The following is a 21,256-nucleotide window of genomic DNA, read 5'->3' on the forward strand; positions in this document are numbered from 1 at the left end:
TTCAAGAATGACCACGATTTTGCGCGAATTAATGGCTGTTGAACATCCCTTAACGAGTACACATCTAGCGAGTAAAAATGGAGTAACTTCAAGAACGACCCGTAATGATATAAAACAACTGGAAGAAGAAATTTCTGCTTATGGAGCCGTCATTAAACCGATAAGAGGTAAAGGCTACAGGCTTGTCGTTCACAATGCCCAGCTCTTTCGAAAATATTTAAAAGATGCTTTTCAAGAGAATAAGGAAGCAGGTGAAAGTCTCCCCATTTATCCAGAAGACAGGGTTCGTTATTTGATTTCCCGGCTGCTGCTTGCAGAGGGCTACATGAAGTTGGATGAATTGGCTGAAGAAATGCATGTCAGTAAATCGACGATTCAAAATGATTTAAAAGCAGTGCGCCAACTATTAGATAAGTATGGCATTACCATTGATATTAAGCCTAACTATGGAATGAAGCTTCAAGGGACTGAAATGAGGCTTCGCTTTTGTATGGCCGAATTTATCTTAGATCGTAATGGGGAAAAGCCACTGAATCAAGATTTAACCATGCACCTTTCTGCGCTCACTAGCGAAGATCTTTCAGATATATGGAAAATTATGATTGATGAAATTAAAGAGCACGAAATCACTCCGTCAGATATCGCTATTAACAACCTTTATATACACATAGCGATTGCTTATAAGCGGATCCAGTCAGGTCATCACGTCTCATTGTATAAAGCGAGCATCGAAGAAATTACGAATAAGAAAGAATATGAAGTCGCTGACAGAATCGTCAGCAAAGTTGAATCAAGGCTTGGAACCACTTTTCCTGAGGAGGAAGTGGCTTATATAGCGATCCATCTCCTTGGAACAAAAATGGTAACGGACAATCATCTTACTGAGAACCGTATCGGAGAAGTGCTAGGCAGTGAAATCTATGATGTCACTTTAGAGATCCTTGATAGGATTGAGAATAAGTATCAGCTTGGCATTCGTCATGATCATGAATTGATTATTGGTCTAGGACTTCATTTAAAACCAGCGGTCAACCGGTATCGATACGGGATGAACATTCGAAACCCGATGCTTGACGATATTAAAGCTAATTATCCTCTTATGTTTGAAGCGGCGATTACAGCAGGAGCAGTCCTTGAGGAAGAGCTGGGGATTAAGGTGGATGAAAATGAGATTGGGTATATGGCCTTGCATATTGGTGCTGCAATTGAACGGATAAAAATGAACCAAGCACCGAAGCGCTGCATGATCGTTTGTGCATCCGGGGTAGGAAGTGCGCAGCTGCTTAAGTATAAACTGCAATCCGCTTTTCCGGCTAAACTTGAAGTGGCAGGGACCACCGAATATTATAAGCTGCCGCAAATGTCTCTGGAAGGAATCGATTTTATTGTCAGCTCCATTCCAATTTCTGAACCGCTCCCTGTTCCGGTTGTTCAAGTGAATACCATACCAGCAGACAAGGATTTAAGAAACATTGAACATGTACTGATGGAGCATGCCTCCAGCCTGCGCCGTTTTATTAATAAGGAGCTTGTTTTTTTACAAAAGTCTTTTAAAAGAAAGCATGACGTCCTTGCTTTCATGGACGAAGCTCTTCAAAGTAAAAAGCTTGTGGGTAAAGAGTTTCTTTCGTCAGTAAAAGAAAGAGAGGAGGCAGCGCCGACAGAATTCGGTAATTTAGTGGCCATTCCCCATCCCATTACTCCGCAGACAGACACGACTTTCTTAACATTCTGCACATTAGAGAAGCCGATTCAGTGGAAAAATCAAAAGGTACAATTCATCTGCCTCTTATGTGTGAAGAAAAACAGTACCGAAGATTTGCAATCGATGTATAAAGCACTAACTAAAATTATTGATAATGCTCACCTCGTTGGAAACCTGTTAAAATGTAAAACATACGAAGAGTTTCAAGCGATACTCGCAAACGAATAGGGAACAGGGGGGATGATGTTGGGATTGCACATCGGTATTGATTTAGGTGGAACGAATGTAAGAGTAGGAACAATTAATGAAAAGGGAGAAATTAAGGAACTTCTGCAAAACACAACGGAAGCTGAAAAAGGGTATGACTATACGAAAAGTAAAATGGTGGATATGGTAAGAACTATTCGTGAAGGTCAGGAGATCAGCGGCATAGGGATAGGTGCCCCTGGTCCTCTTGATCCTAAGGAAGGATTGATCCTAAGCCCGCCTAATCTGCCTGGATGGGATGACATTCCGATTGTTGATGACTTAAGTAAAGTATTTCAAACCAATGTTCGTTTAAGCAATGATGCTAATGCTGCTGCCCTTGCTGAAGCAAAATTTGGAAGTGGCCAAGGCTATGAAAGTGTATTTTACGTAACGGTAAGTACCGGTGTTGGCGGCGGGCTTGTCGTAAATGGAAATGTCTTTGAGGGTGCTCAGGGCTACGCAGGGGAAATTGGCAATATGATCCTTAATCCTTATGGATATCAGCAGAGTAATTTGAACCGAGGCTCACTCGAAAGTCATGCGAGCGGAACGGCAATTGGTAAAATTGCTGAAGAACGGTATGAGATCAGCGGCGGTGCAGAGGAAGTGTTTCGCCTTGCTCGCACGGGAGATGAGAACGCAGCTGCTGTAGTGAATGAGGCGATTGATTATTTAGCCATGGGTCTTGCCAATATTACGCATGTCATAAATCCATCTGTATTTGTGCTGGGCGGTGGGGTGATGAAGTCAGAAAGCTTAATTCTGCCTCCTTTAAAAGAAAAGTTGAAATCGTATGTCTACCCCGGTCTAGTCCCGGAGATCACTCTGAAACTCGCTTCCCTTGGCGGAAGTGCAGGTGTCATCGGAGCGGCTTTATTAGCGGAATAGTTAATTTTTTAAAACAAGGCTGTGTCAGCCATTATAAAATCCGAATGAAGGTGAACTGGTCAGGCTAAGATTTCACCATCATTCGGATTTTTTATAGCGGATGAACTTCAAATTCTTATAAGGTGGGAGCATGGACGCTTCTCTTTATTAGTGGCCGTACAGCTCCTGCTGTTCATTTACGTAGATCGATTTAACGATGGTGCGATTAAAAGAGAAGTCCTTTGCCGTTTTGCCTAACACATCAATCGTTAAATTATAGACCCCGCTGCCGTGGGATTCTAAGAAAGTGGTGCTCGACTCATGTAATTGATAGCTTCTGCTTTCCTCAAGGGAGCGGGTTGTATCATTGTAATAGTGAACATGGACAATAGCTTTAACAGCTCTTAACGTGGATCTTTCCCGTGAATCGCCGGGATTCAAGCTGAGTTGAAATTGGGGATCTACTTGTATTTTTACTTCTTTATGCTCCCTGCTATGATAAGAAACGGATAATAAATAGGCTTCCTCTTCTGCCAGCGCACAAAGCACCCATTTTCCAGGGGCTGGATCACTGAGTTCAATGGAATGATGAAATGCCCCTTCAAATAAAGTTTCCGAGTCCTGGAAGGTTTGCTGGATACTGAATTCACTGCCATCAGGACCTGTTATCTTCAGTTGAGGTGAATACGAACTACTGATCCAGTCCACAAACACAGACACCACTCCATCTTCTATGAAAAATTCCTCTTCCACTTCTCCGAGATAATGCCCTCCATGAAGGTACGTATGGGAAGCAGGGGAGAAAATCGGTTCTAAGGGAGCTTTCTCCAGCGATTCAGGAGGCGTCTGGTCAGATAAATAGGGAATCATCCATTCAAATGTTTGGCTTCCTTGCTTCATTTCAAAATGATTCCAATCCTGAACAGCGATTTCTTCTGCGTAAGGCAGCCGGGAGCTTTCGACTGTCACAAGTCCATCATTAGGACCGTAACTTCTTAAATAGAGACCGCCCCAGTATAAAGAAGTTCCAAAAGCCCCCAGCCTGTGCCGCCTAGCGTATAGAGCGGGTTTTTTGTAATCAGCGGACTTTCGTCGGTTTTCATGCGGTATTGAGCCATGTAACCTGTTTGCAGGGCAAAAGTGGCGTCATTTTTATTCCCGAGAATTCCGGCCAGCCATCCTGCCCAATTGCTGTAGGCGAGGTCAGCGAGCGGAGAACCGTGGTGTGGGGAAGAAAGAGTCAACAGTCTTTCTACATACGGAGAGGACTGAAAATAAATCAGTGCGGATTGAGCATCCACTCCCCCTTTACTGTGTCCGATAACGATAAGAGTTTCGTTAAAATGCTCGTATATTTCCTTGAGCACTTTTGCAAGTAATTCACCATTCTCCATCATATCCTTTACGGGGTATAAGTCTACGAATGCCGTTTGATAGCCCTGATTTAGAGCTGTTGTGTACATATCGTTATCTTCCCACCAAGTAGAGGAAGAGCTGTTTAAACCGTGCACAAAGACGAGCGGTTTAGCATGTTCGTTTAGAAAAGAAGGAGTCTTTCCAAGTATCCATTGGCCGGGATTACTTTGAGGAGCAACGTGTTGAACGGCTATTGAAGCATTGTTTGATCTTACATAATGCTTCACTTTGATTCACCTCACAGTTCATATTCATTTACTTTAATCATAGCTCATCCTGAGTCTTACAAAAAGAAGAAATATGGTATGTTAGCTTATAGAAATTATGTAAAGCAGGTGAACAACCATGAAGGAAGTTATTTTACTGTTAGCGGAAATTGTCAATACGTTTCATGATCTATTTATCGAATTTTCCAGCCGAATGGGGTGGCAGCTGTCTGATAAAGATTTACACTTTTGGGTGATTGGCATTTTAGGCGTTGTCGGACTAGTTTTTGTAGATGTTTTGTTTCACGTACTTTCCAAATGGAGCATCTCCGTAATTTCTTTTTTGTTTACTCTTTCTATGGTATTTGTCTTCGTTTTTGCTGTAGAAATTCAGCAGAAGATTACCGGGAGGGGAAATATGGAATTCCACGACGCAGCAATAAGTATCATTGGTTTCCTTGCTTTTGCCCTGGGGTATTTTTTATTAAGAGGAATTGTAAAGCTGATCAAAAAATAATTCTTTTCGGAAAGAAGCTTGCAGAGAAATTTTTCTATTTTCCTGCAAGCTCTTTTTGAATAAGTGGAGTCTTTGTAATCAAAAAAACTATACCCTATTTTACAGATAAAAAACTACATAAACACAGGGAACTATGTTATTATTAAGTAAATTAATTTAATTAATAAAGTTAGAGTGAAAGTTTAAAAACATTGGCAGTTGGCAATCGTTGGATTTCAAGAAAAACTACATATAAAATTGAGGTGAAGCAAATGGAAGAGCTGCAGCAGATCTTTGTACAGACATTTGGAGATGGAGAACATACGAACAGTTTTTTTGCCCCTGGACGTGTCAATTTAATTGGAGAACATACCGATTATAATGGAGGGCATGTATTTCCTTGTGCTTTAAGTCTGGGAACCTATGCTATAGCAAGAAAAAGAAATGATGACCAGGTGAAATTATACTCGATGAATTTTCCTGATCAAGGCGTCATTCTGACCTCTATTAATCAATTGGCTTACTCGAAAGATCAGGATTGGGCGAATTATCCCCTAGGTGTAGCTTCAGTTTTTAAAGAAGCTGGTTACTCGATTGACACAGGGGTGGAAGTTGCCTTTTATGGGAATATTCCAAATGGCGCCGGCCTGTCGTCTTCAGCTTCCATTGAGCTTGTCATGGGCGTTATCCTTAATGAGTTGTTCCATCTCGATATAGACCGGGTGGAAATGATAAGGCTTGCCCAGAAAGCAGAGAACCAGTTTGTGGGGGTGAATTGCGGCATTATGGACCAATTTGCGATCGGTATGGGGAAGCAGGATCAAGCCATACTGCTCAATTGTGAAACGCTCGATTATCAGCTGACCCCTATCCAACTTGAAGAAGAAGTGTTGATCATCGCCAATACGAATAAGCGCCGTGGCCTGGCCGATTCAAAGTATAACGAGCGCCGGACTCAGTGTGAAGAAGCACTTCGTACACTGAAGCAGGAGCTTAAAGCAGAGACTCTCGGGGATATTACTTCCAGGCAATTTGAAGAGACGAAGCATCTTATTAAAGATGAGGCTGTGAAGAAGCGGGCGAAGCATGTTATCTATGAAAATGAACGAACGCTTCAGGCCGTTGAAAAATTGAACTCAGGTGATTTGGCAAGTTTCGGGCGTCTTATGAATGAGTCACATAGATCGTTACGGGACGATTATGAAGTTACTGGAAAGGAACTGGATACACTGGCTGAAGCGGCCTGGGAATCTGGAGCGGTCGGGGCAAGGATGACAGGAGCTGGATTCGGCGGTTGTACGATCAATATTGTTAAACAAAACGATGTCCAGTCCTTTATTAATCAGGTAGGAAATTTATATCGACAAGAAACGCAGTTGACAGCTGAATTTTATGTAGTAGAAATTGGAGATGGAGCAAGAAAATTATAAGGGGGAAAAGGAATGAGTGTACTAGTTTGTGGGGGCGCAGGATATATCGGGAGTCATGCTGTGGCCCAATTGCTGGATCGAAACGAAGAGGTCATTGTCGTCGATAATTTACAAAAAGGACACCGTGATGCAGTCCTGGATGGAGCAGTTTTCTATGAAGGCGACTTACGTGACCAGACGTTTATCAATCGCGTGTTTGAAGAGAATTCAATAGATGATGTGATTCACTTTGCGGCGGATTCGCTTGTCGGGGAAAGCGTAGAGCAGCCATTAAAATATTATGATAATAACGTTCATGGAGCGATTTGCCTCTTGAAGGCTATGGCTGAGCATAATGTTAAAAACATCGTATTTTCTTCAACTGCTGCTGTATATGGAGAACCAGAGCAAATTCCTATCCAGGAAACAGATGCCACCGATCCGACGAATCCTTATGGTGAAACGAAGCTTGCCATAGAGAAATTATTGAAATGGGCTGAAAAAGCTTACGAGATACGTTATGTCATCCTTCGTTACTTTAACGTTGCCGGAGCGGACCCGGATGGAAGAATCGGCGAAGATCATCGTCCGGAAACTCATTTAATCCCTATTATCCTGCAGGTTGCACAAGGAAAACGTGATAGAATTATGATATTCGGGGATGATTATCCGACCGATGATGGCACGTGTGTGAGGGATTACATTCACGTCCATGATCTTGTAAATGCTCATCTGCTTGCGATAAAAAAATTAAACACTAACGAAGTAAGCGGGACTTACAATCTCGGCAACGGCCAAGGGTTTACCGTTAAGGAAGTGATTGATGCGGCCCGTCGAGTGACCGGTCATCCGATTCCAGCTGAAACAGCGCCGCGGCGGGAAGGGGACCCTGCTCAGCTCGTAGCCTCTTCAGAGAAAGCTAACCGGGAACTAAACTGGAATCCACAGCATGCCGAAATGGATACGATGATTCAAACTGCGTGGGATTGGTTCCAGGCCCATCCTGAAGGATACGAAAAATAATAGGAAAGGAAGAGGTGAAGAACGTGAATGAGTATCATGAAATTGAACGGCTGATTCAGTATGGATTACAGAAGAATTTAATAGCTGTGTGGGATGTAGATTATACGAGAAATGCTTTATTCAGGGTTCTCGGCCTCGAGGGGGAAGAACCTTCCCTGCCCCTGCCTGTAGAACAATTGGAGAATCCAACACCTGTCCTTGAAAAATTGCTGGATTATGCCGTTGATAAAGGCTTCATTGATGACAACACGACCACCCAGCGGGACTTGTTTGATCCGAAACTTATGGATTGCCTCGTCCCGCGTCCTTCCTACATTATTCGAAACTTTTACGAGAAATACGAAACGCATGGCCCTGAAGCTGCCACACACTATTTTTACCAGCTTTCTAAAGATACTGATTATATTCGCACCGAGCGGATTGCTAAAAATGTGCATTGGTATAGTGAGACGGAGTACGGCAATCTTGAGATCACAATCAACCTTTCCAAGCCGGAAAAGGATCCGAAGGCGATTGCTGCTGAAAAAGCGAATACCTCAGTTAATTACCCGCTTTGCTTGCTATGTAAAGAAAATGTTGGTTATTCCGGCCGCATGGATCATCCGGCACGTGACAACCACCGAATTATTCCTGTCGATTTGGAGGGGGAGCATTGGTTTTTACAATATTCCCCTTATGTTTATTATAATGAGCATGCGATCGTCTTCTCGCGGGAACACAGGCCGATGGAAATTTCCAAAGCAGGATTTAAACGGCTGCTTCATTTTACGGAACAGCTTCCTCACTATTTTGTAGGTTCCAATGCCGATCTTCCAATAGTCGGGGGTTCCATTCTGAGCCACGATCATTTTCAGGGCGGCCACCATGAATTTCCGATGGCGAAAGCTCCGGTAGAACATACTTTTACAATCCAGGATTTTGAAGACATAGAGGCAGGGATTGTCAAATGGCCGATGTCTGTCATCCGTATCAAAGGAAAGGACCGTGATCGACTGTCAGAGCTCGGGGAACGGATTTTACAAACATGGAAACAATACAGCGATGAACCCGCAGGGATAGAAGCCTTTTCAAATGAAGAACCGCATAATACCATTACCCCGATTGCCAGAATGCGGGGAGGGGAATTTGAGATGGATCTCGTACTTCGCAACAACCGCACGAATAGTGACCATCCATTAGGGATTTTTCATCCACATGAAGATGTTCATCATATTAAGAAAGAAAACATTGGTTTAATCGAAGTGATGGGGCTTGCTGTCCTTCCCGGCCGGCTTGTGAAGGAAATGGAGGCACTTGCCGAATATATTTTGAATGGAGAGCTTTTTACGAAGGCGCTGGAAGATGAAGGTGCCGCTAAACACGTACCTTGGGCGAAGGAAATTGTAATAACACATGGATCATTTACAGAAGAGGAACTACACCGTACTCTCCGTCAGGAAATAGGAAAAACGTTCTCCACAGTATTAGAGCATGCTGGTGTGTTCAAGCGGACGGACAGCGGAAGAGAAGCTTTTCTGCGCTTTATCGATCGACTACACACAACAAAGGAAAAGAATTGACAGGTGAGAAGAAGAAATCCAGTCCCTCGCAGGGCTGGATTTTATTGTGTTTTCAAAAACGCTTCTACTTCATTTCGCGAAGGCATCCCTGTCTGTGCTCCTTGCTTTGTAATAGAGAGTGCAGCAGCCGCATTGGCAAGAGTGACCGCTTGTTCTAAGTCGGCACCTTCAGCTAGCTGGGCAGCCAGTGCCCCGTTGAATGCATCCCCTGCTCCTGTCGTATCCTCTACACTTACGAGATGAGCCGGGAGGCGTCTTTTTTCTCCTTTCTGGTAAAGAACCGCTCCATATCTGCCTTGAGTAATCACAAATTGATCTAGCCTGTTCTCAAGGTTATGATGCTTGGAAAGCTGCTTCCACTCAAGCTGATTGGGTGTCAGATAAGCTGCCTTTAATAGTATGTTTTCACTCATCGGCTGGTAAGGTGCAGGATTAATAATAACAGGGATTTCGTGTGAATTAGCCATAGACAACGTATACTCTACGGTTTCTATGGGGATTTCAAGCTGCATTAAGAGGATATCACTTTCTGCAATAATGGCTTCTTCTTCAGATACAAGTTCCGGTGTTACCTCTTTATTTGCCCCTTGAGCAACAATAATTCTATTGTCTTGGTCAGACAGAATAATGGTAGCAGTCCCGGTTCCCACATGGTTAAAGGTGCGGATTCCGTTTGTATGAATGCCTTCTCTATGTAAGTGATCAAGTAAACCTTTCCCGAAGACATCGTTTCCGACAGCTCCGATCATGTTTACGTGTGCTCCGAGTCTTGAAGCAGCAACGGCCTGATTAGCGCCTTTACCTCCTGGATACGTGTGGAAATGATTGCCCAGCACAGTTTCCCCTTGCGCAGGTATGGTATTGGTGGAGATCGTTAAATCCATGTTAATGCTTCCGACAACTGTAACGACTGGCTGTTTCATTGGTTTTGCCTCCTTCATTCTTTCCTTTACGATTAACTTTAGGATACTTCTATTTTCAGCTATATTAACGAGATGCACAATGAATATCAAAGGATTTGCAAACAAAACAGCCGCCACTTTTTCTGTAGCTCTTACGATTACTACAGTAAGGAGGGGAAAGATATGGTGAGCCGGCAGGTATTAATAGAGCACAGTTTAAGGAATATAGGTGAAGTGACAACAGAAGTTAAGGAAAAAGTGGTGAAGATTATTGAACTTGCTTACAAAGAAAAGATTTATGTTCAGTTCTCATCAGGCTATCGTTCAATGGAAGAGCAGGCGAAGCTTTATGGACAGGGAAGACCAGGATATACATGGCAGGGAAGGACTTATGGGCATTCTGGAAAAATCGTTACAAATGCCAAGCCTGGCCAAAGCATCCATAACTACGGGCTTGCAGTCGACTATTTTATAGTAAGTGATGACGGAACAAAGGCGTTCTGGAAAGTGGACAAACGCTGGAGAAGAGTTGCTGAAATTGCAAAAACGCTTGGTTTTGTATGGGGTGGAGAATGGAAGTCGTTTAAAGATTATCCTCACTTGGAGCTCACTCGCGGCCGAAGCTGGCAGGAAATGAAAGCAGGGAAAAGCAGCGGCAAGGACATAGGTCTTTTAGAAAGAGGGTCCGAAGGAAAAGCGGTTAAGGAGCTTCAGAATGACCTCTGCAAGTTAGGCTATCAGCTGAACAAATGGGGATGTGACGGAGTATTTGGGGAAGAAACAGCAAGGGCTGTTCAACAATTTCAAGCTGCCTATCAATTGGAGACTGACGGGATAGCGGGAGAGGTAACGAGAAGGAAATTAGCAGAAGTGATCAGTCTCAGGCAAGGAATACAAGCTGTCATTCCCTATCCTGGATTCCCTATAAAAAGCGGAAGTAAAGGAATAAACGTGAAAAGAATTCAACGTGCCGTTCATGTTACGCCAGACGGGGTTTATGGAGCGGCAACGACAGCAGCCGTAAAAGAATATCAAAAGCGACATAATCTTGAGGTGGATGGCGTCGTAGGGCCATTAACGTGGAACGTCATGTTTTAATGCGCTGCGTACAGACTTTACGAACTCGTCTTGTTATCGAAAAACCTGCGTCAGTGAATGGATATCAGTGGTTTGTGTGAATAATAGGGACACCTTAAATAAAGGAGTTACATTATGAGTTCTCATGTCCACAAGGGAAACGAACGAGCCTTGCTTATTAATTTTATTTTGATTACTGCATTTATGATTGCCGAATTCATCGGGGGATGGCTGATCAATAGTTTGGCTCTGTTATCAGATGCAGGACATATGCTTAGTGATACTTTTTCGCTTGGCTTAAGCTTCTTAGCTATAGTATCAGCAAAGAAAACATCTACTGCTGAAAAATCTTTCGGTTATAAACGATTCGAAATTTTAGCTGCATTATTTAACGGAATTCTGTTAATTGTCATTTCTATTTATATCGTATGGGAAGCTTGGAAGCGTTTCTTCGATCCTCCTGAAGTAGCAGGCTATGGGATGCTCGGTATAGCTGCCTTAGGTCTGATCATCAATCTCGCTGCTGCCTGGATTCTTTACAGCAAAGGGGATACGAACGAGAACCTCAATTTACGAAGTGCTTTCCTTCACGTTCTCAGTGACCTATTGGGCTCTGTTGGTGCTATAGCTGCGGCTTTATTCATTCTTTTCCTAGGGTGGAATCTTGCCGATCCAATTGTCAGTGTGTTTGTCTCGATACTCATCCTAGTGAGTGGATTTCGTGTGCTGAAAGATACCATTCATGTTCTTATGGAAGGTACACCAGTGGATATATCCTTGGATGAAGTTAAATCTCGATTGCTTTCCATCCCCCAGGTGATCGATGTACACGACCTGCATGTATGGACGATCACATCTGGATATCCGTCACTTAGCAGTCATCTTATCGTTCAAGTTGAAAGTGACCGCGATGAGATACTGATCAAGGCTTTTGCTTTACTAAAGGAACACTTCGCGATTGAGCATATTACCTTGCAATTGGAGGGTGAAGGACTCAAGCTGAATGAACTACATTTACATGACTTTTAGAGGTCAAAGAACATATATAACCTCCGAATGAAGGCGAAATTTTTTTAGATGGATTTCACATTCGTTCGGTTTTTTTATGGTAGATGGACGTCATATCTAAGTACTGTTATTACGTAGGACAGTCGTCATAGCTTTTCTGCGGTTCGTAATGGGGGATTTTAAATAACGGTGAGTTTTTTATCTAGCGTGAACGTTTAAAAATTTGATAAACTAATAAAGTTGTCAAATCTTCATAGAAGTATTGCGAAAGGAGGGTGTACATGACGATCTTTTTTCAAGTTGTACTTCCTGTAGTTTTAGTATTTGTAGCTGGGTATGTCCTTCAAAAAATTCTTCATTTAGAAATTAAGTCGGTTTCAACAGTTGCTTTATATATCATGCTGCCTTGTCTAGTATTTAAAACTTTTTATGAAGCGGAATTTAATAATGAATATTTTATTATGCTCTTGTTTTCTGCACTTTTATTGGTCATTATATTAGCTGTTAATAAACTCATCGCGGTTATCATGAAGCTGGAAACATCGCTTGAAAGCGGACTGATTCTTTCTACTGCATTTATGAATGCCGGAAATTATGGAGCACCGATTGTATTATTTGCCTTCGGTCAAGAAGGATTTGTTTATTCTGTCTCATTTATGGTGCTTCAGCAAATAGTAATGAACTTTTTTGGTGTGTATTACGCTGCAAAAGGCGCAGCCGGCATTGAAATGGCTGTCAAAACCGTATTAAAGATGCCTCCTACTTATGCAGTTGTGATTGCATTGGTCATGAAATTCGCCTCCGTACCGGTTTCAGACAATATTATGTCCAGTATTTCCCTCGTCGGAGATGCCACGATACCATCGGTAATGATTCTTCTCGGAATGCAGCTTGCGAATATCACGGTAAAGAACCTGCAGTGGGATAAGATTTCCTATGCAGCAGCATTAAGGCTGATCGGTTCGCCGCTGATTGCCTGGGCGCTTACCATTCTGCTTCCCATGAATGATGTGATGGCAAGCGTCCTGATCATTTCAGCAGCGATGCCATCAGCAGCGACAACGACGATCTATGCTGTTCAGTTTGATTCTAAGCCTGACTTAGTGTCGAGCATTACATTAATTACGACCTTAGCTAGTGTTGTGACTATCCCTGTTACATTGACTCTGCTGACTTAAGAGACGAAGACCCAGAAAGTTTCAGCCATTATAAAATCCGAATGAAGGTGAACTTATTACGATAAGATTTCACAATCATTCGGATTTTTTTAAGTGTGATGAGCCTCAAATCCTATCTTTAGAGGGGAGGTTTTTAATCATCTCCCAGCCATTTTTCATGAAGAATTTCGGTTTTTCCGCTCTTTGAAAAACATAAAGAGATTGATGAGGATAAAAGCAATAGCAATGGTTACTGCTGTGGAAGATAAATCTAAATCTGTAAAATAACCGAAGATAAGATAACCTGCGAATAGTAAGGCGAAAAGTAAGTAAAACAAATCACATGCTCCTTTCTTGTAAGGCTAGTGTAAGTGAACAGGAATGTAGGTGGAAGCTGTTCATTCACAAGAAGAGTTTACGGAGAAAACGTTTCTTTCAAAGGGTATGAGATTGAAGTGAAAATGTCAAAGAAAATAGAACTACCTCCTCAGAAGTAATTCTATCCGTCAGGCTGATACATAAAAAAACGATATACCGTAAGTTCAGTTCCTTCCTCCACTTCATAGGATTCAAGATTAATTGATGAATATACCGTGCCATCGTTCTGTTCAAAAGAAATCTGAAGGACAACGTCTTTTTCATCGATAACAGGAATCGGAAAAGGGTTGACGATTTCGACCATCCATTCGTAGGCTAATCGCTCTACAAATGCATGGGCAAACCGAGTGGAAATACCGTCCAGCCAAATTTTCTCTAAAGGGATGAGTGAACGTGCGGATTGATCCAAAAGAACGCCTCCGTATAGAAATATCATTTAAGCGTGGGGTGAGAATGGATATTCTGAATGTTTGATGCTGTATTCCAAGCTGAATAAAGACATGGGAAGTAAGGCGCATGTCTTTAATTTATAATTCCCTTTATCAAAATTGATAAACTCATGAAGGTGTATTCAATACTTTGCCTAATTTCTTTTTGATACCCTTTTTCTTCCGATTCACTGTGGAAGGACTGACTTTCAGAATACGGGAAATTTCGTTGATGGTGAACTCTTCAAGGGAGAGTTTGACAATGGTGCTTTCAAGCGGGGACAGTTCGCTGTTGTGAAAGACGTCATAATAAAGAATCCAGTCAGTGGAAGGGTCTCGTAAAAAGCTTTTAGGAAATACAGCTGACTCTATGATGTGTACCTGGGGACTCCTGAGACGTGCTGTTCTTTGTTGGGACTGTAAGAAGTGAATAAATTGCTGGGTAAAATAAGTGGAAAATTTGGATAGGGAAGGATCGTAGTTCTTCTCACAGCGCTGATAGATAAAATAGGCATCCTGGTAGTGATCTTCATGGGGAGGAGGAATATGAAGTTTATGTAAGGCATAGTAAATGTACGGTTCATAGTCTTGGAAAGGCAGAGTGGCTGATCTCATAGTTCCCTCTTTCATTAAAAATTGTTTTTTCTAATTGTATTATGCAGGAGTAAACAGAAAATGGAAATCTATTTTTGTAAAAAATGAATTTTATTATCTGTTTGTGACACCAAAAATCATTTTTACGACGATTATAATATGAGAAGTTAAAATGAAGGGTGTGGGGCTCAGTGATAACAGATGAAGAATTTGAGGAAATTGTAGTTAAAAACGAGAAGCTGATTTACTATCATATCCGTTCTTTACATATTGTCGATTATTCAGGGGAATTTTTCGCAGTAGGTTTGGAAGCTTTATGGCAGGCATGCCTTACATACAAGCCGGAATTAGGGAAGTTTTCCTCTTACATCAGCTGGAAAATAAGGAATCGTCTCATTGACCAAATACGAAAGTCCGCAAAAACAAAAGATGTGGAAAGTGCATTTATACGAGAGCATATCCATTTAAAACTTTATCAGATCGAAAACAGCATTCATGATGATTATTTTTGGGAGCAGGTTCGTTTAGAATTAACGGAGAACCAGTGGAAATGGGTCTATTATTATATTATTCATGATTTATCCGTCGAACAAATTGCTAAGCTTGAAGGCGTCACCCGGGATGCAGTAAAAAATTGGGGCAGACGGGCCAGAGATAAATTAAGCTCGATCCCGGCGCTTCATGATATAGTCAGCCTGTAGAAAACACCCAGGCAAGCAACTTAACCCGCCCGGGTGTATGGATTATTTTTCAATGGTAATATTAATTTTGCTTAACCCCAATGCTTTGGCTGCTTTAATCATTTTTGCGGCTTCCTCTTCAGCGTCCTGAATGGAGATATCATTTCTCGAAATGTTTAAAGTAGTGCCTTGAGTCATGTGATCCTCTACTTGATTTTCCTCAGTTCCATTATTAACAGGCAGGAAAGATTGGGGCATTTCCTCTAAAATGCTGTTTTGTGTCCTGTTTACGCGACCACGGATTTTTCGGCCATGATACACTACACTTGCGTAGGGACACCCTGTCTCTGCAGAGATCTCTCTATAATTTTTGTCGGTTTCTTTGATGAGCCGTTTTACTTCATTTAAGTCATAATCGTACTGCTTGCTTTTCTTCGCCATTTTTATAGATCACCCTTTTTATATTTATCTATTAACATTGTATACAAATTATTTGTAAATGAATAGTGTAAAGTTTATTTAGTTATAATTATTAAATGAAGTGGAGGAAAAATAATAGTAGTAGATTAGGATGGATATAAAATTGAAAAAAATAACATATTTATTGTTAACGGCAGCTGTTATGGGGTTAATTTTTTTGTTTTCTTCCCAGCCGTATCATCAACAGGATTTACGACCGGCAATAAGGACATTTGTCAATGTTGAAGATTTACAACCACTGCTTGGATCGGTCAAGTTTCACTATCATAATAGTGAGGTAAGTGCAGCATCGCACGGAATCGATGGATTGTTGGACTTTTTAATTCGTAAAACGGCTCATTTTTTCATTTACTTTTTACTTATGTGTTTGTTAATTGGGACGTTAACCAACGTATTTCCTGAGAAATTTCTGCTTGTATGGTGTGCAGCTTTGCTGTTTACATGTACTTATGCTGCGCTTGACGAATACCATCAGACGTTTACACCAGACCGCACTCCTTACATAGGGGATGTCCTGCTGGATACGTTTGGGGCACTTACTGCAGGGATGGCCGTAATTTTGAGTAGACTCAAAAAAACAAAACAATAACCCAGCAAATGTTATTGCTGGGTTGTAGATCCGTTAGCCTGCAGGTGGAATTGTTCTGCTTCTACTCCATTTTCGTCTGCTGTTAAAGCTTCGACGTTGTATTCTTTTAACTGATTGGATAACCGCTGCAGGATCGATGGATTCATTTCATTAAATAAAGCAATCATCGTCGGTCCAGCTCCGCTCAAGTATAAACCGAGTGCGCCTTCCTCCATAACTGCTTTTTCAACAGTGTCAAATCCATGAATCAACTGTTTCCGATAAGGCTGGTGCCAGCGATCCCGAGCCATCATTTTACCCGCGAGCGCCCAGTTTTGGCGGGCGAGAGCGGCGACAAGGACATTTGCCGTAGCACTGGCACGAACCGCTGTTTTATAATCGATCTCTTTAGGTAGCAGGGCCCGGGCTTTTTCTGTTTCCAACGGATAATCCGGTACGACAGCAACCCATGTAAGTGCACGCAATCCTTCGTTGAACTGGACAAAGTCCAAATGGCTGTCATCATAAAAAGAAATCATTATCCCGCCGTAAATGGCAGGGGCCACATTATCCGGGTGCCCTTCAATCTCACAAGCGATCTTTAATTTATCATAATCGCTGAGCTTCAATCCCAAAATTTGATTGGCCAGCTCAATACCTCCTACTACAGCTGTTGAAGAGCTCCCAAGCCCCTTGCTACTGGTACTTCATTGGTCAGGGTTACATGATAAGGAGGCAGAGTAGCGACTTCATACAAATTGGCTGTGTACAAGGCTGTTTTATAAACTAAATTGGTTGTATCTGAAGGAATGTAAGCTTGATCTTTTTCAGGAATTGTAAATCCCCATTTATTTGCCGGCTGACAGTTCAATATTACACGTTTAGACAACGCGATACCGATAGAATCAAATCCAGGGCCTAAGTTGGCAGAGGTGGCAGGGATTTTAATCGTAAACCCATTCATGAGCGTACTCCTGAAATGGCCTCAGCAAACTGTTCGATATTGTTTTCGATCACGGTCGGCTTTACTGGACTTGTTTCGATAGCGGTTGCAGGGTCTTTTAAACCATTTCCTGTCAGTACATGTACGACGGTAGAACCTTTGGGAATTAATCCTGCTTTGACCTTTTTAATGGTACCGGCAAGAGAAGCACAGGATGCAGGTTCAGCAAATACGCCTTCTTTTTCGGCAAGGTACTGGTATGCAGCGACGATTTCTTCATCAGTGACTTCATCAATGAAACCATTAGATTCTTTCGTTGCCTGCACCGCTTTATCCCAGCTTGCCGGATTCCCGATACGGATCGCTGTTGCAAGTGTTTCAGGTTCTTCAATGACTTGATTTCGAACGATAGCGGCTGAGCCGCTGGCTTCAAAACCAAACATCTGTGGCAGCTTAGTATGGTGCCGGTCATGGTATTCTTTAAACCCGCGCCAATAAGCCGTAATGTTACCGGCGTTTCCAACAGGGATGCACAAGAAATCCGGTGCTTTGCCAAGACGCTCACAAACTTCAAAAGCTCCCGTTTTCTGCCCTTCAATACGGTAAGGATTAACAGAATTAACAAGGGTGACTGCCTCTTGTTCAGCGATTTTCCGAACCATTGTTAACGCCTGGTCAAAGTTGCCTTTAATCGCAAAAATTTCAGCCCCATACATTACGGCTTGAGCAAGCTTGCCCTCTGCAATTTTACCGTCAGGGATGACGACAATACAACGTAATCCAGCTCGTGCTGCAAAGGCAGCAGCAGAGGCGGAAGTATTACCGGTGGAAGCACAAATGACCGCCTTTGATCCTTCCTCTATGGCTTTAGCGATCGCTAACACCATCCCGCGGTCTTTAAAGGAACCTGTCGGATTAGCTCCCTCGATTTTTACATACGCATCAATGCCTAATTCCTCGGAAATCGTTGGAATTGAGAGTAGTGGTGTATTTCCCTCAAGTAAAGTGAGCTTGGGGGTATTCTTTGTTACAGGCATGAATTCTTTATAATGCTCAAGTAAACCATTCCACATCGTTAATCGTCTCCTTCTACTCGGAAAATGCTGTTGATTGTCCGAACCGATTCAAGCTGGTGCAATTGATTGCTTGCTCTGTTAAAATCTTCTTCACTAACTTGGTGTGTAACCATGATCAATTCACGTTCTGTTTCGATTTCCGTGGCCCTTTGGATAATCTGATCAAACGATATGTCGTATTGGGCAAATATTTTTGTGATTTCCATCAACATACCTGGTTCATCCACAACGTGGAGCCGAATATATTTTTTTGCCAGCTGCTCCTTCTTACTTTTTAAATGTTTAGAGAATTGAGGCTGTACATAAGCTTTTCCTGTAGTTTCAAGACGGATGTTCTTAATTACTGCGATCAAGTCAGAAACGACAGCTGTGGCTGTAGGAAGTTTTCCGGCACCCGGGCCGTAAAACATCGTTTCTCCAACAGCATCCCCATAAACATAAACAGCGTTGTATTCATCATTTACTGAGGAAAGTGGATGATGGATTGGAATCAAGCAAGGCTCTACGCTGACTGAAACGCCTGAACGATCACTTTCTGCTATGCCGATCAACTTAATTTGATAGCCAAGCTGTTTTGCATAATTAATATCTTCAAGTGATAATCCGCGAATACCTTTGACTTCCACATCTTCTAAATTAAATGGCATGGAAAACCCTAAAATAGACAGAATGGTCATTTTTCTAGCTGCGTCTAATCCATCCACATCAGCGGTTGGGTCTGCTTCCGCGAATCCCAGTTCCTGAGCTTCTTTAAGAACTTCATCAAAGCTCGTGCCCTCCTGGGACATTTTCGTCATGATGTAGTTGGTCGTCCCATTGACAATCCCCATCATTTTCCTAATCCTATCAGAAGAAAGTCCATCAATAATTGAACGGATAATGGGGATGCCTCCCGCGACACTAGCTTCATAATATAAGTCGCATCCGCTTTCCTGACTGGCTGCAAAAAGTTCTGCTCCATGCTCAGCCATTAGATCCTTATTGGCGGTGACGATATGTTTTCCATGCTCGATGGCCTCGAGTAATATCGTAAGGGTGTGATCGATCCCTCCCATGACCTCTATAATAATGTCAATCTCTGGATCTCTTGTAATATCATGATAGTTTTCTGTTAATTGTGTTTCTGCTGGAAGGTTTCTAGGTTTGTTTAAATCGTGAACGAGTACGCTTTTAATGGATACGTCGCATCCTGTTTTATGTTGAATACTTTCCTTATGGTCATTAAGAATTTCTATTACGCCTGAACCCACTGTTCCTAAACCTAATAAACCGAGGGTAATGGAATTTTTCATCGTTTCACACTCCTTGTCCACTTCAAAAGTACATGTTTCTTTATATAAAGGACATTGTAACGAAAATAATTAAAGACTACAAGAGAGAATAGAAAGATTAGTCTCGATTTTAGTAATCTTCACACTTTTACGAAACTTTAATAAATAGCGGAGCTATGTTAATAATGTGTAAAAATATAGCAATTAATCATAGAAAACTTGTAGTATACAGCATAATTAAGCATGACTTCCTAGTCCGAATGAGAATTACTTGTTTTTAACTATCTTGACTAATTTTGTAAAATAAATTATAAGTAATTATGCCTAGATGAAAATAGAAGGAGGGGAAAGGGTGGAACGGTTCTTTGAGGATCCTATCATTCTTGCAAAAATCATAAAAAAATATGGAGCACTAATTGCCAGCATTATTCAAGAAATGGGGATTATCGGTAAGAAAGATGATTTTATGATGGAAGGTGCACGCATCGCAGCGAAAGAAAGTTTCTTATATAATTTGAAGGAATTTATTGTTTCGCGAGACGATTACATTGACTATAAAATCAGAGAACATTTCAGAAGGATCCTGGAAGTGCCGGAAAAAGAATAGGTTTACATAATAATCCCAGAAGATCGTACTTCTGGGATTATTACAATTAGAAAGATAAGTCTGGACATTTGTGCAATTTTTCACTACCATATCATATGAAAAGGATTCCATGGGGGTTAAAATGATGACAACCATTAATGATATAGCCGAAATGGCAAAAGTTTCGAGAACTACTGTGTCCCGAGCGCTGAATGATAGTGGTTATGTGAGTGAGGATGTACGTAAACGAATTATGAAAATAGTGGAAGAGACTGGCTACCTTCCCAGCCAATCAGCCAAATCCCTCCGCACAAAGCGATCAAATGTGGTCGGGGTGATCCTGCCAAGATTGAGCACGGAGACAGCTACAAGAGTAGTAAATGGCATCAATGAGGTACTTGCAAAACAGGGGTTTCAAATTCTGTTAACCGATACAGAATTGGACAAAAATAAGGAGATTGAATATATCCGCTTGCTTAAGAGCCGCCATGTAGATGGAATTATCCTCCTTGCGACGAATGTGAATGATGCGCTTACCCAGGCGATCCAGCAGGCAGATCTGCCTTTCTTATCCATCGGACAGCAGCTGCCCGGTGTAGCTTCGCTGGTCTATGATGACTATCACGCTTCAGCAGATTTAGCCAACATGCTGGTCCACCGCGGCCATAAGCGTATCGGTTTTATCGGCGTAAGTGAAGAGGATCCTGCCGTAGGACAGCTGCGTCAGCAAGCCTACTTGGATACCCTTAAACAAAACGGTCTTCCCATTCATAAGGAATGGATAGAGAAAGGTGATTTTACGATAGAATCGGGCTATGAAGCCATGAAAAAAATTTTGAGAAACAGCAAGGACGTAAAACCAAGTGCGGTTTTTGCCGTCACAGACCGGATGGCCATCGGGGCAATGGAGTATTTGAAAGAACAGGGGTATTTAATCCCTGAGCATATGGCCGTAGCGGGAATAGGAGCTTCGCTTATGTCGAAATATATTACACCTTCATTAACGACAGTCGATTATTCCAATAAAGAAGCTGGAAGAAAAGCTGCTGAACTTCTGCTGGCCAAGCTCAATCATGAAGAAATTGAAGACAAAATTGAACTTTCCTATAGACTGATTCAAAGAGATAGTGTATAGTTCAAAATGAAAACGTAATCATGTAATCGATCACACATCGTTA

General features: G+C 42.0%; 24 protein-coding genes. 13 read left to right on the forward strand and 11 right to left on the reverse strand.

The features are described from left to right. The first annotated feature begins 7 nt into the window (after positions 1–7). Together MUN89_RS06895 and MUN89_RS06900 are read left to right on the forward strand one after the other, a co-directional pair. Positions 8–1,933 carry a BglG family transcription antiterminator gene (locus MUN89_RS06895; protein ID WP_244712465.1) on the forward strand — a complete coding sequence of 642 codons (1,926 nt, stop codon included), beginning with the start codon at positions 8–10 and terminating at the stop codon, positions 1,931–1,933. 12 nt (positions 1,934–1,945) lie between these two features. Then, positions 1,946–2,842, forward strand: coding sequence for an ROK family protein (locus MUN89_RS06900; RefSeq protein WP_244712467.1), 897 nt, complete (start codon positions 1,946–1,948; stop codon positions 2,840–2,842). A 147-nt stretch (positions 2,843–2,989) separates the two neighbouring features. Here the strand turns inward: MUN89_RS06900 and MUN89_RS06905 are convergent, their stop codons facing one another. After that, positions 2,990–3,790 carry a hypothetical protein gene (locus MUN89_RS06905; protein WP_244712468.1) on the reverse strand — a complete coding sequence of 267 codons (801 nt, stop codon included), beginning with the start codon at positions 3,788–3,790 and terminating at the stop codon, positions 2,990–2,992. A gap of 26 nt (positions 3,791–3,816) precedes the next feature. Next, on the reverse strand, positions 3,817–4,464 hold the full coding sequence (locus MUN89_RS06910) for an esterase/lipase family protein (RefSeq protein ID WP_244712470.1): 648 nt from the start codon (positions 4,462–4,464) through the stop codon (positions 3,817–3,819). Between the two features lie 118 nt (positions 4,465–4,582). Here MUN89_RS06910 and MUN89_RS06915 point away from each other — a divergent pair, with 118 nt between their 5' ends. The 4 genes from MUN89_RS06915 to galT all read left to right on the forward strand — a co-directional run bounded on the left by MUN89_RS06915 (position 4,583) and on the right by galT (position 8,930). After that, positions 4,583–4,960: a hypothetical protein gene (locus MUN89_RS06915; protein WP_244712472.1), complete on the forward strand. Its 378-nt coding sequence runs from the start codon at positions 4,583–4,585 to the stop codon at positions 4,958–4,960. Positions 4,961–5,211: 251 nt separating this feature from the next. After that, a complete protein-coding gene (locus MUN89_RS06920) occupies positions 5,212–6,369 on the forward strand; it encodes a galactokinase (protein ID WP_244713620.1) in 1,158 nt (385 codons plus the stop codon). A 12-nt stretch (positions 6,370–6,381) separates the two neighbouring features. Beyond that, complete coding sequence (gene galE / locus MUN89_RS06925) at positions 6,382–7,371, forward strand: UDP-glucose 4-epimerase GalE (protein ID WP_244712473.1); 990 nt, start codon at positions 6,382–6,384, stop codon at positions 7,369–7,371. Positions 7,372–7,394: 23 nt separating this feature from the next. Continuing rightward, entirely contained in the window at positions 7,395–8,930 is a 1,536-nt protein-coding gene (galT, locus tag MUN89_RS06930; RefSeq protein ID WP_244712474.1) for a UDP-glucose--hexose-1-phosphate uridylyltransferase, read from the forward strand. Positions 8,931–8,971: 41 nt separating this feature from the next. On the opposite strand, the gene rbsK is transcribed toward galT, so the two are convergent. Continuing rightward, positions 8,972–9,853, reverse strand: a complete 882-nt coding sequence (gene rbsK, locus MUN89_RS06935; protein ID WP_244712475.1) for a ribokinase — start codon at positions 9,851–9,853, stop codon at positions 8,972–8,974. A 162-nt stretch (positions 9,854–10,015) separates the two neighbouring features. On the opposite strand from rbsK, the gene MUN89_RS06940 reads away from it, so the two are divergent. The 3 genes from MUN89_RS06940 (at position 10,016) to MUN89_RS06950 (ending at position 13,095) form a co-directional block, all read left to right on the forward strand. Further along, positions 10,016–10,930 carry a peptidoglycan-binding protein gene (locus MUN89_RS06940; RefSeq protein WP_244712476.1) on the forward strand — a complete coding sequence of 305 codons (915 nt, stop codon included), beginning with the start codon at positions 10,016–10,018 and terminating at the stop codon, positions 10,928–10,930. Positions 10,931–11,044: 114 nt separating this feature from the next. Continuing rightward, positions 11,045–11,938 carry a cation diffusion facilitator family transporter gene (locus tag MUN89_RS06945; protein WP_244712477.1) on the forward strand — a complete coding sequence of 298 codons (894 nt, stop codon included), beginning with the start codon at positions 11,045–11,047 and terminating at the stop codon, positions 11,936–11,938. 260 nt (positions 11,939–12,198) lie between these two features. Then, on the forward strand, positions 12,199–13,095 hold the full coding sequence (locus MUN89_RS06950) for an AEC family transporter (protein ID WP_244712478.1): 897 nt from the start codon (positions 12,199–12,201) through the stop codon (positions 13,093–13,095). A gap of 155 nt (positions 13,096–13,250) precedes the next feature. On the opposite strand, the gene MUN89_RS06955 is transcribed toward MUN89_RS06950, so the two are convergent. The 3 genes from MUN89_RS06955 to MUN89_RS06965 form a co-directional block, all read right to left on the reverse strand. Further along, positions 13,251–13,412 carry a hypothetical protein gene (locus MUN89_RS06955; protein WP_244712480.1) on the reverse strand — a complete coding sequence of 54 codons (162 nt, stop codon included), beginning with the start codon at positions 13,410–13,412 and terminating at the stop codon, positions 13,251–13,253. 161 nt (positions 13,413–13,573) lie between these two features. After that, entirely contained in the window at positions 13,574–13,861 is a 288-nt protein-coding gene (locus MUN89_RS06960) for a hypothetical protein (RefSeq protein ID WP_244712482.1), read from the reverse strand. Positions 13,862–14,009: 148 nt separating this feature from the next. Further along, on the reverse strand, positions 14,010–14,495 hold the full coding sequence (locus MUN89_RS06965; protein WP_244712483.1) for a sigma-70 family RNA polymerase sigma factor: 486 nt from the start codon (positions 14,493–14,495) through the stop codon (positions 14,010–14,012). Positions 14,496–14,665: 170 nt separating this feature from the next. Here MUN89_RS06965 and MUN89_RS06970 point away from each other — a divergent pair, with 170 nt between their 5' ends. Beyond that, positions 14,666–15,175 carry a sigma-70 family RNA polymerase sigma factor gene (locus tag MUN89_RS06970; RefSeq protein WP_244712484.1) on the forward strand — a complete coding sequence of 170 codons (510 nt, stop codon included), beginning with the start codon at positions 14,666–14,668 and terminating at the stop codon, positions 15,173–15,175. A gap of 42 nt (positions 15,176–15,217) precedes the next feature. Here the strand turns inward: MUN89_RS06970 and MUN89_RS06975 are convergent, their stop codons facing one another. Next, positions 15,218–15,595 carry a hypothetical protein gene (locus tag MUN89_RS06975; protein ID WP_244712485.1) on the reverse strand — a complete coding sequence of 126 codons (378 nt, stop codon included), beginning with the start codon at positions 15,593–15,595 and terminating at the stop codon, positions 15,218–15,220. A 142-nt stretch (positions 15,596–15,737) separates the two neighbouring features. Here MUN89_RS06975 and MUN89_RS06980 point away from each other — a divergent pair, with 142 nt between their 5' ends. Then, positions 15,738–16,223: a VanZ family protein gene (locus tag MUN89_RS06980; protein WP_244712486.1), complete on the forward strand. Its 486-nt coding sequence runs from the start codon at positions 15,738–15,740 to the stop codon at positions 16,221–16,223. Between the two features lie 11 nt (positions 16,224–16,234). Here MUN89_RS06980 and MUN89_RS06985 read toward each other — a convergent pair whose 3' ends face one another. Genes MUN89_RS06985 through MUN89_RS07000 form a run of 4 tightly spaced genes read right to left on the reverse strand, consistent with a single transcriptional unit; the run spans position 16,235 to position 19,513 of the window. Continuing rightward, on the reverse strand, positions 16,235–16,858 hold the full coding sequence (locus tag MUN89_RS06985; protein ID WP_318036136.1) for a homoserine kinase: 624 nt from the start codon (positions 16,856–16,858) through the stop codon (positions 16,235–16,237). A gap of 8 nt (positions 16,859–16,866) precedes the next feature. Then, a complete protein-coding gene (locus MUN89_RS06990) occupies positions 16,867–17,166 on the reverse strand; it encodes a homoserine kinase (protein ID WP_244712487.1) in 300 nt (99 codons plus the stop codon). Next, entirely contained in the window at positions 17,163–18,218 is a 1,056-nt protein-coding gene (gene thrC, locus MUN89_RS06995) for a threonine synthase (RefSeq protein ID WP_244712488.1), read from the reverse strand. The genes MUN89_RS06990 and thrC overlap by 4 nt, the downstream gene beginning before the upstream one ends. A 2-nt stretch (positions 18,219–18,220) precedes the next feature. After that, a complete protein-coding gene (locus tag MUN89_RS07000; RefSeq protein ID WP_244712489.1) occupies positions 18,221–19,513 on the reverse strand; it encodes a homoserine dehydrogenase in 1,293 nt (430 codons plus the stop codon). Positions 19,514–19,844: 331 nt separating this feature from the next. Here MUN89_RS07000 and MUN89_RS07005 point away from each other — a divergent pair, with 331 nt between their 5' ends. Continuing rightward, positions 19,845–20,099, forward strand: a complete 255-nt coding sequence (locus MUN89_RS07005) for a hypothetical protein (RefSeq protein WP_244712490.1) — start codon at positions 19,845–19,847, stop codon at positions 20,097–20,099. A 124-nt stretch (positions 20,100–20,223) separates the two neighbouring features. Next, positions 20,224–21,213 carry a LacI family DNA-binding transcriptional regulator gene (locus tag MUN89_RS07010; RefSeq protein WP_244713627.1) on the forward strand — a complete coding sequence of 330 codons (990 nt, stop codon included), beginning with the start codon at positions 20,224–20,226 and terminating at the stop codon, positions 21,211–21,213. Positions 21,214–21,256 lie beyond the last annotated feature (43 nt).

This window comes from Halobacillus salinarum (assembly GCF_022919095.1).
GTDB classification, from domain to species: domain Bacteria; phylum Bacillota; class Bacilli; order Bacillales; family Halobacillaceae; genus Halobacillus_B; species Halobacillus_B salinarum.